The sequence below is a fragment of the Archangium primigenium genome, assembly GCF_016904885.1.
In the GTDB taxonomy this organism is placed as follows: domain Bacteria; phylum Myxococcota; class Myxococcia; order Myxococcales; family Myxococcaceae; genus Cystobacter; species Cystobacter primigenius.
On the sequence record NZ_JADWYI010000001.1, the window covers coordinates 8,579,038 to 8,593,953 of the forward strand.

Annotated in this window: 12 protein-coding genes; 6 read left to right on the top strand and 6 right to left on the bottom strand. The window is 72.0% G+C overall.

What is annotated here, in order from left to right; translation table 11 throughout:
* Positions 1–3 precede the first annotated feature (3 nt).
* The 4 genes from I3V78_RS35230 to I3V78_RS35245 all read right to left on the bottom strand — a co-directional run bounded on the left by I3V78_RS35230 (position 4) and on the right by I3V78_RS35245 (position 3,126).
* Positions 4–915, bottom strand: a complete 912-nt coding sequence (locus tag I3V78_RS35230) for a type VI immunity family protein (RefSeq protein WP_338023824.1) — start codon at positions 913–915, stop codon at positions 4–6.
* Positions 912–1,682, bottom strand: a complete 771-nt coding sequence (locus I3V78_RS35235) for a hypothetical protein (protein ID WP_204494815.1) — start codon at positions 1,680–1,682, stop codon at positions 912–914. Before I3V78_RS35235 ends, I3V78_RS35230 begins: the two co-directional genes overlap by 4 nt.
* Positions 1,679–2,704, bottom strand: coding sequence for a biotin synthase BioB (gene bioB / locus I3V78_RS35240; protein ID WP_204494817.1), 1,026 nt, complete (start codon positions 2,702–2,704; stop codon positions 1,679–1,681). The genes I3V78_RS35235 and bioB overlap by 4 nt, the downstream gene beginning before the upstream one ends.
* 152 nt (positions 2,705–2,856) lie before the next feature.
* Positions 2,857–3,126 (bottom strand): GlsB/YeaQ/YmgE family stress response membrane protein, encoded by a 270-nt coding sequence (locus I3V78_RS35245; protein WP_204494818.1) that lies wholly within the window; start codon positions 3,124–3,126, stop codon positions 2,857–2,859.
* Positions 3,127–3,340: 214 nt separating this feature from the next.
* Here I3V78_RS35245 and radA point away from each other — a divergent pair, with 214 nt between their 5' ends.
* The 5 genes from radA to I3V78_RS35270 all read left to right on the top strand — a co-directional run bounded on the left by radA (position 3,341) and on the right by I3V78_RS35270 (position 11,371).
* Positions 3,341–4,702, top strand: coding sequence for a DNA repair protein RadA (gene radA / locus I3V78_RS35250; RefSeq protein ID WP_204494820.1), 1,362 nt, complete (start codon positions 3,341–3,343; stop codon positions 4,700–4,702).
* A gap of 26 nt (positions 4,703–4,728) precedes the next feature.
* A complete protein-coding gene (locus I3V78_RS35255; protein ID WP_204494822.1) occupies positions 4,729–6,243 on the top strand; it encodes a sensor histidine kinase in 1,515 nt (504 codons plus the stop codon).
* A 162-nt stretch (positions 6,244–6,405) separates the two neighbouring features.
* Entirely contained in the window at positions 6,406–8,529 is a 2,124-nt protein-coding gene (locus I3V78_RS35260; RefSeq protein ID WP_204494824.1) for a PAS domain-containing protein, read from the top strand.
* A complete protein-coding gene (locus I3V78_RS35265; protein WP_204494826.1) occupies positions 8,526–8,948 on the top strand; it encodes a response regulator in 423 nt (140 codons plus the stop codon). Before I3V78_RS35260 ends, I3V78_RS35265 begins: the two co-directional genes overlap by 4 nt.
* Positions 8,945–11,371 carry a PAS domain-containing protein gene (locus I3V78_RS35270; protein WP_204494829.1) on the top strand — a complete coding sequence of 809 codons (2,427 nt, stop codon included), beginning with the start codon at positions 8,945–8,947 and terminating at the stop codon, positions 11,369–11,371. The genes I3V78_RS35265 and I3V78_RS35270 overlap by 4 nt, the downstream gene beginning before the upstream one ends.
* 9 nt (positions 11,372–11,380) lie before the next feature.
* Here the strand turns inward: I3V78_RS35270 and I3V78_RS35275 are convergent, their stop codons facing one another.
* Positions 11,381–12,367 carry an aldo/keto reductase gene (locus I3V78_RS35275; RefSeq protein WP_204494831.1) on the bottom strand — a complete coding sequence of 329 codons (987 nt, stop codon included), beginning with the start codon at positions 12,365–12,367 and terminating at the stop codon, positions 11,381–11,383.
* Between the two features lie 100 nt (positions 12,368–12,467).
* On the opposite strand from I3V78_RS35275, the gene I3V78_RS35280 reads away from it, so the two are divergent.
* Positions 12,468–14,312, top strand: a complete 1,845-nt coding sequence (locus tag I3V78_RS35280; protein ID WP_204494833.1) for a serine hydrolase domain-containing protein — start codon at positions 12,468–12,470, stop codon at positions 14,310–14,312.
* 3 nt (positions 14,313–14,315) lie between these two features.
* On the opposite strand, the gene I3V78_RS35285 is transcribed toward I3V78_RS35280, so the two are convergent.
* The gene (locus I3V78_RS35285; RefSeq protein WP_204494835.1) at positions 14,316–14,894 is read right to left on the bottom strand and encodes an NUDIX hydrolase; all 579 of its coding nucleotides are present in this window, start codon (positions 14,892–14,894) and stop codon (positions 14,316–14,318) included.
* Positions 14,895–14,916 lie beyond the last annotated feature (22 nt).

Genomic DNA, 14,916 nt, shown 5'->3' on the forward strand with positions numbered 1-14,916 from the left:
TCTTCAATCGAGGAAGCGCCGCTCCCAGCGGCGCCTGTCCTCGGCGGAAAAGTCGGGGGAGTGGAGGTCGGGCCACGGGTAGAGCCAGGGCTCCAGGACACGCGCCAGCTCCCGATAGGCGGGCAGCACGTGGCCCTGCTCCACGTCTCCCGCGTCGGGAGCGGGCCCCAGGGTGACGACCGCGCGCTCCGCGTCCAGCGCTTGCACCGTGGTGCCCGGCGAGGACAGCCGGGCGCGCAGGGCCTCCGCGCCGCCCAGCGCGCCGAGCACCGGCTGCCCCAGGAACGTCATCCACGAAGGGGCATGGACACGCCCTCCGAGCTTCTCCGCGAACCACTGCACCTCGGGAATCGTCATGCCCGGGTAGCGAAAACAGTGCTCGCGAATCAGCCGCATGACGCCCAACAAGCTCTTGTCTCCATTGAAGGAAAAACCGACATGCCCAAAGGCGAAGGGCAGCGGCGCGGCCAATGCCAGTGCGAACTCACGCAGTCGCCCGGGACCCTTCACCTCCACGTACTCCGTGGGCAGCCAGAACTCCAATGAGCAAGAAGCATGAGGCCTGTCCTCCATGACAGGCTCATTCAGGGCCTTGCCTACGTATTCAGCATGGTAGAGGCCCTCACTGCCCAGCTCGTCCCACACGTTGAAGAACGCCCACGGCTCCTCGAGCACCTCTCGTCGAATGCGCTCCCACTCGGACGCATCCAACGCCTGCGAGTACCCTTCCGTGTCGACGAACCATACAAGCCTTCCTCGACCCACTTCATCGGCATAGACGTCCAGCGCGTGCGCCACGGCTCGTGCGATCTCACGATGGGGATGGCGCATGTAGAAGACGAGGCTCAGACCGTCACGGAGCAGCGTGGCTCCACTCGGATCCTGGATTCGAATGTGGGGAACCAACGCCTTCACGGCATCACTCCTACCCGCGGAAGAATCTTGAAGGGCTGCACGTGCAGGGCTTTTTCATAGACCCAGTCTTGAGTGAGGCCTTGATGTGGCCCGCTCGAATACCTGCACCAATTTCCGGGCTCCAATCGAAAGCAGGGAACCTTGAAGTCATACACGGCCAGGGCCCGGAGCGGATGGCCCGAGTGGATGACGATGTCCGGCTTGAGGGTGCCCTTCAACTCGCCGTAACAGCCCTCTTCCAGCAACATCGTCTCCGTCTCCGCGCTCATGCACTCCCACTGCTTCGTTCGGGGCTCGTACCGGTAGCGCGGCTCCACGCTGAAGCCGCCTGGACGCAGCGCGCTCAACACCGCCGCCGCGCACGCGAGCGCCACCCGGTGCATCTCCTCGCCCAGGTACATGGCACGCGTCCGATGCCGCCCTCCGAACAGCCCCTTCTCCTGGCACTCCGCGGCCGTGGGGCTCCGGCCCTCCAGGTGCCGCTCGAGCACCTCGGAGCGCGCTTGGTCCGCGCACTCCGTCAGCGCGCGTTCGAGGCGCACCCGCTCCGCCTTTTCCAACGCGGCGGCGATCGTGCCCAGTCGGACCCCGGCCTCCGCCAAGCGTGTCCCCTGGGGAACGAGGGCCGCGTCTCCCGCCCCGCCCGCGCACCCCGTCGGCCGGGTCCGGCACGCGGCCGTCACCGAGTCGAACGTCTGGGCCTGGAGACCCGGGGGCCACGCCAGCAGGAGCGCGCCCGCGAGCCCTGTGCCCCACGCCGGCCTCACCGCGACGGGTTCGGCTCCAGGGGCCGGATGCCAGCCTTCTCCAGGAGCGCCATGTCCTGGGCGTACTCGGGGTTGCCCGTGGTGAGCAGCTTGTCCCCGAAGAAGATGGAGTTGGCGCCCGCGAGCATGCAGAGCAGTTGCGCCTCCTCGTTCATCTGCTTGCGGCCCGCGGACAGGCGCACCATGGACAGCGGCATGAGCAGGCGGGCCGTGGCGATGGTGCGCACCATGTCCACCGAGTCCACCGGCTTCTGGTCCTGCAGGGGCGTGCCCTTCACCGCCACCAGCGCGTTGATGGGCACCGACTCCGGGTGCACCTCCTGGTTGGCCAGCGTGCGCAGCAGCCCGCAGCGGTCCTCCACGCTCTCGCCCATGCCGATGATGCCGCCCGAGCACACGGAGATGCCCGCGTCGCGCACGCGCGCCAGCGTGCGCAGCCGGTCCTCATAGGTGCGCGTGGAGATGATGTCTCCGTAGTGCTCCGCCGAGGTGTCCAGGTTGTGGTTGTACGCCGACAAGCCCGCACCCTTGAGCCGCTGGGCCTGGCTGTCGGAGAGCATGCCCAGCGTGGCGCACGCCTCCATGCCGAGCGCCTTCACGCCCTCGACCATCTCCAGCACGCTGTCGAACTGCGGCCCGTCCTTCACCTCGCGCCAGGCCGCGCCCATGCAGAAGCGCGTGGCGCCCGCCGCGCGCGCCTGGGCCGCCGCCTCCAGCACGGCGCTCACCGGCATCAGCTTCTCCGCCTTCACCCCCGTGTGGTGGCGCGCCGCCTGCGGGCAATAGCCACAGTCCTCGGGGCAGCCGCCCGTCTTGATGGACAGGAGCGAGCAGAGCTGGACCTTGTTGTCCTGGAACACCGCCCGGTGGACGGTCTGCGCCGCGTGGACGAGCTCCAACAGCGGCCGGGTGTAGAGCGCCCGCACCTCGTCCAGTGTCCAGTCGTGACGGACGGAGACCCCGGCGGGGGGCGCGTTGAAGTGGGCGTGACCGTGGAACGAATCGGAAGCGGCGTCGGACATGGGGCTCCTCGCGGGAGCACGCACGGTGGCCAGGACGCCCACACCTTGTCAACCACTTGTCAACCACGCGAAACGCCCGGGTTGACGACCCCCGGGCGTTCCGGATGTCCGAGGACTCGCGGCGGGGTCATGCCCCGCTCAAGCCCCCGACCTTAGGCGTGGATGCGACGGCCCCTGCCCGCCCAACCGGCCAGGAACAGCACCACGATGGAACCGATGACCGACATGATGAGGCCCGAGGCCTGGAGGTCGAACACGCTGCGACCCGGCGAGAACAGGGCGCCGATGAAACCGCCCACGAAGGAGCCCACGATACCCAGCAGCATGGTCGCGATGAGACCCATGGACTGACGGCCCGGAACCAGAGCACGCGCGATCAGACCCGCCACCAGACCCACCACGATGAACCAGAGAATGCTCATCTTCGCTCTCCTTGATCGGGCGCCGCACCGTGCGGCCCCAGTGGAAAGCAAGTTGGGACTCCCCTCCCCTCCGCACAACTTGACCCGTCAGATTCAGCACCCCCCTCACGCCCGCCTGCCTGCCCTCCAGCGGGCCCAGTGCAGGGCAGGCGGGCGGGGGCCGGTGTGCGAAAGCCGGGGCAACGTGGGACGGGTGCGCTAGAGAACGCAGTCCATGGCGAAGGCGAAGACGCATTACGCGTGTCAGGCGTGCGGGTATCAGTCGGCGAAGTGGATGGGCAAGTGCCCGGACTGCGGCGCGTGGAGCTCCCTGGCCGAGGAGACCGAGGCCAAGGTGGACGAGAAGCGTCCGGCCTGGGGCGCCTCGGGGGGCGCGTCCAAGCCCGTGCGGCTGCGCGAGGTGAGCGGCGAGCAGGAGCAGCGCCGGCAGACGGGCATCACCGAGTTCGACCGGGTGCTCGGCGGGGGCGTGGTGGACGGCTCGCTCGTGCTGCTCGGCGGCGACCCCGGCATCGGCAAGTCCACGCTGTTGCTCGCGGCGCTCGACCGGTTGGGACTCGCGGGCCCGGTGCTCTACGTGTCGGGTGAGGAGTCACTGCGCCAGACGAAGATGCGCGCCGAGCGCCTGAAGGTGGAGGGCGACTCCATCCACCTGTTCGCGGAGACGGACGCGGAGCGGGTGCTCACCGTGGCCGAGTCGCTCAAGCCCCGGGCGCTGGTGGTGGACTCCATCCAGACCATGTACCTGCCGGAGCTCGGCAGCGCCCCGGGCAGCATCTCCCAGGTGCGCGAGGTGGCCGGGCGCTTCATGGCCTTCGCCAAGCGCAGCGGCGTGCCCACCTTCCTCGTGGGCCACGTGACGAAGGAGGGCTCCATCGCCGGCCCCCGCGTGCTCGAGCACATGGTGGACACGGTGCTCTACTTCGAGGGCGAGCGTGGCCACCCCTTCCGGATCCTCCGCGCGCACAAGAACCGCTTCGGCTCCACGAACGAGATCGGCGTCTTCGAGATGAAGGGCGCCGGGCTGGTGGAGGTGGCGGACCCCTCGGCGCTCTTCCTCGCCGAGCGCCCCGCGGGCAAGGCGGGCAGCGTGGTGACGTGCACGCTCAACGGCACCCGGCCCCTCCTGGTGGAAGTCCAGGCGCTGGTGGCCCCCACGGGCTACGGCACGGCGCGGCGCACGGCCATCGGCGTGGACGGCAACCGCGTGGCGCTGCTCGCCGCGGTGCTGGAGAAGAAGGAGGACATCCCGCTCGTGGGCTGCGACCTGTTCGTCAACGTGGCCGGCGGCATGCAACTGTCCGAGCCCGCGTGTGACCTGGCCGTGTGCGCGGCGCTGGTGAGCAGCCTGCAGAACCGGCCCCTGGAAGCGCAGACGCTGGTGCTCGGGGAGGTGGGCCTCGCCGGCGAGGTGCGCGCCGTGGGCCAGGTGGAGCCCCGGCTCGCCGAGGCGGCGAAGATGGGCTTCCAGCGCGCCGTCATCCCCAAGGGCAGCGCGCGCCGGCTGGAGGGCTCCAAGCTGGAGGTGGTGGGCGTGGAGACGCTGTCCGAGGCGCTCGGGGCCATGTTCGACTGAAGCGGGCCCGGGATAGGCTCGGGGGCATGCGCTGGCTCCCCCGTGTGAAGGACACCCTCGGCTCGCTCTCCGCGCGCCTGCTCGGGGCGTTCCTCGTGCCCACGCTGCTCTTTCTCGCCCTCACCGGCACCGCCGTCTACGCGCTCGCCCGCTCCATCCTCGAGGACGAGCTGGGCACGAGCCTGTCCGCGCTCGCCGCGGCCACCGCCGCCCAGGTCAACGGCGAGCGCATGCTCACGCTCGAGCCCGGCGACGACGTCACGGAGACGCGCACCTGGCGCAACCTCGTGCGCCAGCTCACCGACGTGCGCGACGCCAGCGGGCTGCGGCGCGTCTTCCTCGTGGACACCGCGGGGCGGGTGCGCGTGGACGTGGGTGGCGGGCTGCCCGTGGGCGCCGAGGCGCCCGAGCTCGCGCGGGACAGGCTGGAGCTGTCGCGGGTCTTCGCGGGCCAGCGCGCCGCCAGCCAGGTGCTCTTCCAGGGCTCGGACGGGCTGCTCTACAAGACGGGCTACGCCCCCGTGCGCCGCGAGGGCCAGGTGGTGGGCGCCGTGGCCGTGGAGGGCAGCGCCGCCTTCTTCGGACCGCTCGCGCGCCTGTCGCGATCCTTCGCGGCGGCGAGCGTGGGCGCGCTCGGGGTGCTCGCCCTGGTGGCGCTCGTCACCGCGCGGGGCCTCGCCCGGCCCCTGCGGCGGCTCATGGACTCGGCCTTGCGCATCGGGCGGGGAGATCTGACCACGCCCGTGCCCCCCGAGCCCACGCGGGAGATTGGCGTGCTCGCGCGCGAGCTGGAGGTGATGCGCGGCGCCCTGGAGAGCCGGGACCGGCAGCTCAAGCTCATGCTGGCGGGCGTGGCCCACGAGGTGCGCAACCCCCTCGGGGGCATCTCCCTCTTCTCCGGTCTGCTCGCCGAGGACCTGGCCGCGGGCGCGCTCCAGGACGCGGGCGGCCACGTGACGCGCATCCAGCACGAGGCCGCCTATCTGCAGCGCATCGTGGAGGACTTCCTCGCCTTCGCCCGCGAGCAGCCCGTGTCTCGCGCGCCCGTGGCCGCGCTGGCGCTCCTGCGCGAGGCGAGTGACCTGCTCGCCGCGGATGCCGCGGCGCGGCACGTGGAGGTGGTGGTGGTGGCGGACGCGGCGATGCTGGAGGCCGATGGCAGCCTGCTGACCGCGGCGGTGGTGAACCTGGTGAAGAACGCGGTGCAGGCCTCGGCACCCGGTGGCCGCGTCCAGGTGACGGGGCGGGACGCGGGCCCGAGCTACCGCATCCAGGTGCGGGATGAGGGCGCGGGCATTCCCGAGGCCGAGCGCGAGCGCGTCTTCGAGCCCTTCTTCACCACGCGGGAGAAGGGCACCGGCCTGGGCCTGCCCCTGTCGCGGAAGATCGCCCGGGCCCACGGGGGGGAGCTGAGTCTCCTGATTACGCCGGGCGGAACGACCTTCGAGCTCGCCCTGCCCCTCGGGTCCCAGGCCCCTCGTCCCGTGGACGGACGACCGGCCGGGCCTTCCCCGGGGATGCCTCCCGTCCAAGGGAAATGAACCCCCTCGGCCGCCTTGTTGCGCGGACGACACCGCTGGCATCGCCTCCAGGATGGCGTACCCTGCTCCGGGTTAAGCAGGAGCATCCAGGGGGGCCGCCGACGGCGCATGGAGGACGTCTCGGGCAGGTGCTCCCCCGTTCTCAGTGAAGGAGTCCGCGACGTGTCCCGCCCTCTCGATGGAGATGTCACCGCGCAGCGGCCCCTGCGCGCTCCCATGGGCGGCGCGGCGCCGGAGCAGCGGCTCGACACCGAGCGCGACCAGTTCCGCCTGCTCGCCGAGGCCCTGCCGCAGATGGTCTGGACGGCCCGTCCCGACGGGGTGCAGGACTACCTCAACCACCGCTGGTTCGAGTACACGGGCTTGTCGCCAGAGGAGTGCCAGGGGGACGCCTGGATGCGCGCGTTCCATCCGGACGACCTGCCCGAGTACGACGCGCGCTGGCGCCACAGCCTGGCCACGGGCGAGTCCCTGGAGGTGGAGCAGCGCTGCCGCCGCCTGGATGGCGTGTGGCGCTGGTTCCTCGTGCGCGCCATCCCGGTGCGGGATGCCCAGGGCCGCGTGCTGCGCTGGTTCGGCACCTGCACCGACATCGACGATCAGAAGCGCACCTCCGACATCCACAGCTTCCTCGCCGAGGCGAGCTCCCTGCTGGCGCTCACGCTGGACCCGGAGGAGGCGCTGCGGCACTTCACCCGGCTGGCGGTGCCCCGGCTGGCGGACTGGTGCACCGTGGACCTGGTGGGGCCGGAGGAGCGCGTGGAGCGCTCGGCGGTGACCCACGCGGACCCCACGCGCGAGGCCCTGGTCTGGGAGCTGGCGCGCCGCTCGCCGGTGGACCTGGGCAACGCCACGCACGGCACCGGGTACGTCATCCGCACGGGCGAGCCGGAGCTGCTGGAGACCATCACCGACGCCATGCTCTCCAGCCTGGCCAAGGACCCCGAGGAGTTCCAGCTGCTGTCGGAGGTGGGGCTGTGTTCGAGCATGACGGTGCCCATGGTGGTGCACGGCCGGACCCTGGGCGCCATCACGCTCGCCCAGTCCCAGCCCCACCGCGCCTTCTCCGCCGCGGACCTTCCCCTGGCCGAGGAGTTCGCGCGGCGCGCGGCGCTCGCCCTGGACAACACGCGCATGTACCGCGCGAGCCAGGACGCGGTGAGCCGCGCCCAGCACGAGCGGCACCAGGCCGAACAGGCCCGGGCCATGCTCGACACCCTGCTGGACGCGGCCCCCGCGGGCATCGCGCTGTTCGACCGGCTCCTGTGCTTCGTGCGCGTCAACCGCGCCCTGCGTGACCTCAACCGCCCCCCCGGGGATGGACCCGACACCGCCCTCACCGGCGCCGTGTCCACCGAGGGCCCGGGCGCGGCGCTCGTCGTCCAGTCGCTCGTCAAGGCGCTGGAGACGGGGGAGACCCAGACGGTGGAGTCCACCACGCGGCTGCCCTCGGGCGAGGAGCGCGCGTGGCTGGCGCGCTACGCGCCCGTGCGCTCGGCGGAGGGCAGCACCCTGGGCGTGGCCACCGTGGTGCTGGACATCACCGAGCGCAAGCAGGCCGAGGCCGAGCGCGAGCGGCTCATCGGCGCGCTCGAGCGCAGCAACCAGGAGCTGGACCAGTTCGCCTACGTGGCCAGCCACGACCTGAAGGCCCCCTTGCGCGGCATCGCCAACCTGTCGCAGTGGATCGAGGACGACCTGCAGGGGGTGATGACCGGCGAGACGCGCGAGCAGATGGGGCTGTTGCGCGGGCGGGTCCAGCGCATGGAGTCGCTCATCAACGGCATCCTCGACTACAGCCGCGCGGGCCGGATGCGCGGGCGGCCCGAGCGCGTGGACGTGGGCCGGCTCGTCGCCGAGTGCGTGGAGCTGCTCGATCCCCCCGAGGGCACGCAGGTGGAGCTTCCCGCGGGCCTGCCCGTGCTCCAGCGCGCCGAGCGCGTGCCCTTGCAGCAGGTGTTCCTCAACCTGTTGGGCAACGCCTTCAAGCACGCCACCCACGCCGACGCCCGCGTGCGCGTGGGCGTGCGCGCGGCGGGAGACTTCTGGGAGTTCTCCGTGTGCGACAACGGCCCCGGCATCGCGCCCGAGTACCATGAGCGCATCTGGGGCATCTTCCAGACGCTGCGCGCGCGCGACGAGGTGGAGAGCACCGGCATCGGCCTGTCCGTGGTGAAGAAGAGCGTGGAGGCGCGCGGTGGCCGCGCCTGGCTGGAGTCCACGCCGGGCCAGGGCGCCACCTTCTTCTTCACCTGGCCCCACATGTCCGCGGATGAAGGCCGATGAACCTCCCCCCCAAGCGGCTCAACATCCTCCTGGTGGAGGATGACTCGGTGGACGTGATGCACGTGCAGCGCGCCTTCAAGAAGAGCAACATCCAGAGCGTGCTGCACCTGGCACAGGACGGCCAGCAGGCCCTGGAGATGCTGCGCGAGGGACAGGTGCCCGCCAACAACCGGCTCATCCTGCTGGACCTCAACATGCCCCGGATGAATGGCCTGGAGTTCCTGAGCGCCATCCGCTCCGACCCCGCGCTCAGCAGCACGCCCGTCGTGGTGCTCACCACCTCCAACGACGACCGGGACCGGGTGCAGAGCTACGCCCACCATGTCGCCGGCTACCTGCTCAAACCCGTCACCTCTCCGGCTTTCGTGGAGTTGATGGCCGCGCTCAACGCATACTGGACGCGGGTGGAGCTGCCGTGAAGCCCGAGGAGCACATGGAGGATCAACGGCTGCGCCTGCTGGTGGCGGACGACGACGCGGTGGACCGGCTCGCGGTGCGGCGCGCCCTGCTCAAGGCGGGCGTCAGCGCGCAGCTCGTCGAGGTGGAGGACGGCTCGGCCGCGCTCGCCGCGCTGCTGCGCGAGCCCTTCGACTGCGCCCTGCTCGACTTCCAGATGCCGGGCCGCGACGGGCTCCAGGTGCTGCGCGAGGCGCGCGCCGCCCTGGTGGAGACGCCCATCATCATGCTCACCGGCCAGGGCGACGAGCAGACGGCCGTGGAGCTCATGAAGGCGGGCGCCACGGACTACCTGGGCAAGTCCGCGCTCACCGCCGAGCGGCTCGCGCACATCCTGCGCCAGGCCATGCGGCTGCACGAGGCCCAGCAGCAGTTCCGCACCCTCGCGGAGGTGCTGCCGCACACCATCTGGGCGAGCCGCCCCGACGGGCAGATGGACTACGTGAGCCGCCGTGGCCTGGACACCCTGGACGTGCCCCCGGGCGAGCCCTCGCGGTGGATGGAGGCGGTGCACCCGGATGACCAGCCGCGGCTCTTGGAGCACTGGCGGCACAGCCTGGCCACCGGCGAGCCCTTCGAGGTGGAGGCCCGCCTGAGGGGGCCCGAGGGCCAGGACCACTGGCACCTCTTGCGCGCCCAGCCCCTGCGCGACGCGCGCGGCCGGGTGCTGCGCTGGTTCGGCACCAACGCGAACATCGACGGCCAGCGCCGGGCCCAGGAGCGCATCTCCCGGCTCCAGGCCGTCACCGCCGCCCTCTCCGAGGCCCCCTCGCCCCGGCAGGTGCTCGACGTCATCATCACCCAGGGCCAGGCGGCGCTGGATGCCCAGGCGGGCGCGGTGTGGCTCATGGCCGAGGACGCGCCCGCGCTCGAGGCCGTGGGACCCGGCGCGCGCGAGCTGTCGCGGGGCCTGGAGCACATCCCCCTGGATGCCCCCGTGGCCGTGGCCGAGGCGGTGAACCAGGACCGGCTCGTCACCTACTCCACCCGCGAGGAGCGCGACCACCGCTACCCGGGGCTCGCCCGGCAGGGGCTGCCCTTCGAGGCCTCGGCGGTGATGCCGCTGCGCGGCAGCCGGGGCGTCATGGGCGCCCTGGTGGTGAACTTCACCCGCCGGCGCGTGCTCCAACCCGACGAGCAGGACTTCTTCCTCGCCCTGGCGCGGCAGGGCGCGCAGGCGCTGGAGCGCGCCCGGCTCTACGAGTCCGCCCAGCAGGCGCGCGCCGCCGCCGAGGCGAGTGAGACCCAACTGCGCCACGTGCTCGCCGAGCGCGAGCGCATGGAGGCCACGCTCCAGGAGCGCGACGAGCGGCTGCGCGCGGCCCTGTGGGCCAGTGGCACCGGCACCCTGCGCTGGGACCTGCGCACCGGCGGCCTGGAGTGGGACGAGAACCTGGACCAGCTCTTCGGGCTGCCCCCGGGCCGCACCGTGCAGACGATCGACGAGTTCCTCGCCCTGGTGCACCCCGAGGAGCGCGAGGAGGCGCGCCGCCGCACCCGCGCGTGCGCCACCGAGGGCGCGGACTTCGAGATGGACTTCCGCGTGATGTGGCCGGACGAGCGCGTGCACTGGCTGAGCAGCAAGGGCAAGACGTTCGTGGACGCCCACGGCCGCCCGCTCTACATGACGGGCGCGTGCGTGGACATCACGGTGCAGAAGCAGCAGGAGGCCGAGGCGCGCCAGCTCGCCGAGTTCGAGCGGCAGATCCTCGGCATCGTGAGCCACGACCTGCGCAACCCCCTGAGCGTCATCCGCATCTCCGCCTCCACGCTGCTCGCGCGCACGGGCCTGGACGAGCGCCAGAGCAAGAGCCTCACGCGCATCATCACCGCCACGGACCGCTCCACCCGCCTCATCCGCGACCTGCTGGACTTCAGCCAGGCGCGGCTCGGCGGCGGCATCCCCGTGGACCGCAAGCGCGCGGACCTCTTCGAGGTGACCCGGGGCGTGGTGGAGGAGTTCGCCGCGAGCCACCCGGAGCGCCCGCTGGACTTCAGCCAGGAGGGCGACGGCCACGGCGAGTGGGATGGCGACCGGCTCGCGCAGGTGCTCGGCAACCTCGTGGGCAACGCCATCCAGCACAGCCCGCCGGGCTCGATGGTGCGGGTGCGCTGCGCGGGGGAGCCCAGCACGGTGCTCGTGGAGATCCACAACGAGGGCTCGCCCATCGACCCGGCGAGTCTGCCGGACCTCTTCGAGCCCTTTCGCCGGGGTCGGCAGGCGGGCAATGGCGCGGGCAGCGTGGGCCTGGGGCTCTACATCACCCGGCAGCTCGTGCTCGCCCACGGCGGGCGCATCCGGGTGACGTCCCTGGAGGGCGAGGGCACCCGTTTCGCCGTGCGGCTGCCCCGCCACCCCGTCCCCCCACCCGCTCCGGGCAAGTGACGGCCCGGCTCAGCGGTTGAGGGACTTCATGTTGGCCTCGGGGTAGCGCAGGCCCGCGGCGGCCCCCAGGGGCGCGATCGCGTCGAGTTCCCGCAGCTCCTCGGCGGACAAGCGGATGTCCGCGGCGGCCAGGTTCTCCTCCAGGTAGGGCAGCCGCTTGGTGCCGGGAATGGGCACGATGTCCTCTCCCCGCGCGAGCACCCACGCGAGCGCGAGCTGGGAAGCCTGGACACTCTTGCGCGCGGCGAGCTGGTTCACCTTGTCCACCAGTTGGAGGTTCTTGGCGAAGTTCTCCCCCTGGAAGCGCGGGCTGTTGCGGCGGTAGTCCCCGGGCTCCAGGTCCTCCACGCTGCGGAAGCGGCCGGTGAGGAAGCCCCGGCCCAGCGGGCTGTAGGCGACGAAGCCGATGCCCAGCGCGCGCACCGTGGGGAGGAGCTCGTCCTCGGGGTCCCGACTCCAGAGCGAGTACTCCGTCTGCAGCGCGCTGATGGGGTGCACGGCGTGGGCGCGGCGGATGGTGGAGGGCGAGGCCTCGGACAGGCCCAGGTAGCGCACCTTGCCCTGCTTCACCAGCTCCGCCATGGCGCCCACCGTCTCCTCGATGGGGACCGTGGGGTCCACGCGGTGCTGGTAGTAGAGATCGATGTGGTCGACCCCCAGGCGCTTGAGCGAGGCCTCACAGGCCTCGCGCACGTAGGCGGGCTTGCCGTTGATGCCGAGATAGGCCCCGTCTTGCGTGCGCATGTTGCCGAACTTGGTGGCGAGGACGACCCGGTCGCGCCGGTCCGCGATCGCCCGGCCCACCAACTGCTCGTTGGTGAAGGGGCCGTACATGTCCGCGGTGTCGAGGAAGTCCAGACCCCGCTCCAGGGCCCGGTGGATGACGGCGATGGAGTGCGCGTCATCCCGCGCGCCGTAGAAATCACTCATGCCCATACAGCCCAGACCCAGGGCGGACACCTTCAAGCCCTGACGTCCGAGTGCGCGCTGCTCCATGACGGCCTCCTGGTGACGGGAACCCGAACGTTCCTCGGGAACGCCCTGCACTCACGGTGAGGCGTTTCCTCCGGGGAGGGAAGTCCGCTACACCCGCCTCATGCCCGAGCCCCTCGCCCCCCGCCTCCAAATGGGCCTCACCCTCCTGGTGCTCGTGCTCCTGGGTGCCCTTCCCGCGCGCGCCGAGTCCCTGGAGGCCGCCGTCGACCGGATCGTGACCCGACAGCTCGCCCAGCACCGGATTCCCGGGGCGACCGTGGCGGTGGTGCGCGACGGGCGGGTGGCCCTCCTCCAGGGCTACGGAGAAGCGGAGGTCGGCGGCGGTATTCCCGTGGACGCCGAGCGCACGCGCTTCCGCGTGGCCTCGGTGGGCAAGCTGTTCGTCTGGACGGCGGTGATGCGGCTCGTCGAGCAGGGGCGGCTCGACCTGGACGCCGACGTGAACACCTGGCTGGAGGACGGGCTCCGGCGACCGCCGGGCGAATACGGGCCCCTCACGCTCCGGCACCTGATGGCGCACACGGGAGGCCACGAGGTCCTCGAGCGCCTCTGGCCCGCGGGGCCCGTGCCCGACTCCGTGGAGGCGTACCTCCAGACGCGCGAGCCCCAGCGGGTGCGGCCTCCAGGCGAACTCTCCGCGTACTCGGACTATGGAACGACCCTGGCCCAGCACCTCGTGGAGCGGGTCACCGGCCAGCGCTTCGAGGACCATCTCCGGGAGACGGTCTGGGAGCCATTGGGCATGCGGCACACGCTGTTCCGGCGGACGGTGCCGCCCCCGCTCGTCCAGGACGTGGCCCGAGGGCACGACGTGGTGCGGGGCCAGCCGCGCGCCGAGCCCGTGGAGCGGGTGGTCGTGGCCTCGAGCGGCTCGATGCTCACGACGGCGGCGGACGTCTCGCGCTTCATGCTCGCGCACCTGCGCGGCGGCGAGGTGGACGGCCAGCGTGTGCTGGGCGAGGACACCGTGCGGCGGATGCATCGCCAGCACTTCACGCACCATGACCGGCTGGCCGGGTGGGCCCATGGCTTCATGGAGTTCCACGTCCATGGCCAGCGGTTGATCGGCCATACGGGCGACGCCTACCAGTTCATCTCGCTGCTGGCGCTCGTGCCCGAGCGCGGGTGGGGGCTGTTCGTCTCCTACAATGGCCTGGGGGAGAAGAACGCCGCGCAGCACGCCCGGATGGAGTTGCTCGAGGCCCTGCTCGGCCGGGACTTCCCCGCGCCGCGTCCCATCCTGGTGCTGCTCCCCACGGAAAACGCCGAGCGTTTCGCCGGCTCCTACCAGACGACCTGGCGGGCCTACGGCACCTCCGAGGCCTCACTCGCCTGGCGGCAAGAGGTCCACGTGAGCGCGTACGGTGGGGCCTCCCTGATCCTCCGGCGGCCGGACGGCTCCGCGCGGTCCTGGGTGGAGATCGAGCCGCTGCTGTTCCGTCCCACCGACGATCCCCAGTCCTCCGAGCGCATCGCGTTCCGGGCGGACAACGGGGGCCGCATCACCCACCTGTTCCTCGGCGCCCGGCCCCAGGAGGCCTACGAGCGCGCGCCCTGGTACGACGCCGCGCCCCTGACCCTCGCCCTGCTCGCGGGGTGCGCTGGCCTCTTCGGGTTGACGGTGCTGGGCGTGCTCGTCCAGCGCACCCCGGCCCAGGGCGTCCTCGCGGGGCTGGCGGGGTGTCACCTGCTGGTGCTCGCCGGGGTCACGCTGCTGCTGCGCCCCCTGGCGCCCTTCGACGCCCACGCGGCCCCCGGGCTGCTCGCGGCCGTGCGGTGGGGCGCGCTGCTCACCGGCGGACTCACCCCCGGGCTCCTCTTCTGGAGCGCCCGCGCGCGAGGAAGCACCCGCACCGCGTGGCTGGGCTTCGCGATGGCGGTGGCCCTCGGCGCGGCGCTGCTCACCGCCTGGCTGTACCACTGGCGCCTGCTCGCGGGCAGGTGACGCTCAGCCCTGGCCCACCACCGCCCGGGCCTTCTCCAGCAGGCGGCGCAGCGCGAGCTCGCCCTGCGTGCGCGCCAGGGCCTCGTCCCACCCGAGCCACTGGGCCCCCGCGGATTCGTTCGGGTCATGCAGCAGGGCCTCGGGGTTTTCCGCCACCACGAGGAAGCGCACGTCCAGGTGCAGGTGCTCGGGCTCGCTCTTGCGCGCGGCGATGCCGTGCACGTCCACGTCCAGCGGCCTCGGGGCGCGCGGGTGCAGCGCCACCCGGCAGCCCGTCTCCTCGCGCACCTCGCGCAGGGCCGACGTCTCCAGGCAGCCCCCGTCCGCCTCCTCCACGTGTCCTCCGGGCTGCAACCAGCGCTGGAGCTTGCCGTGCAGCACCAGGGCCACGCGCTCGCCCGAGGGGTCCACCACCACCGCGCTCGCGGTGAAGTGCGCCCGGGACTGCGCGCGAGACAGGGGCTGCTCCAGCTCGGCGGCGAAGCGGCGCATGAGCGCCAGATCCTCGTGCTCCTTCGTGTCCCGAGGGACATGTGCGGACAGCAGGGCGCGCAGGGGCTCGGAGGGGGCGGGGGTCGTCATGGGGAGCGCATTGTGCCCACTT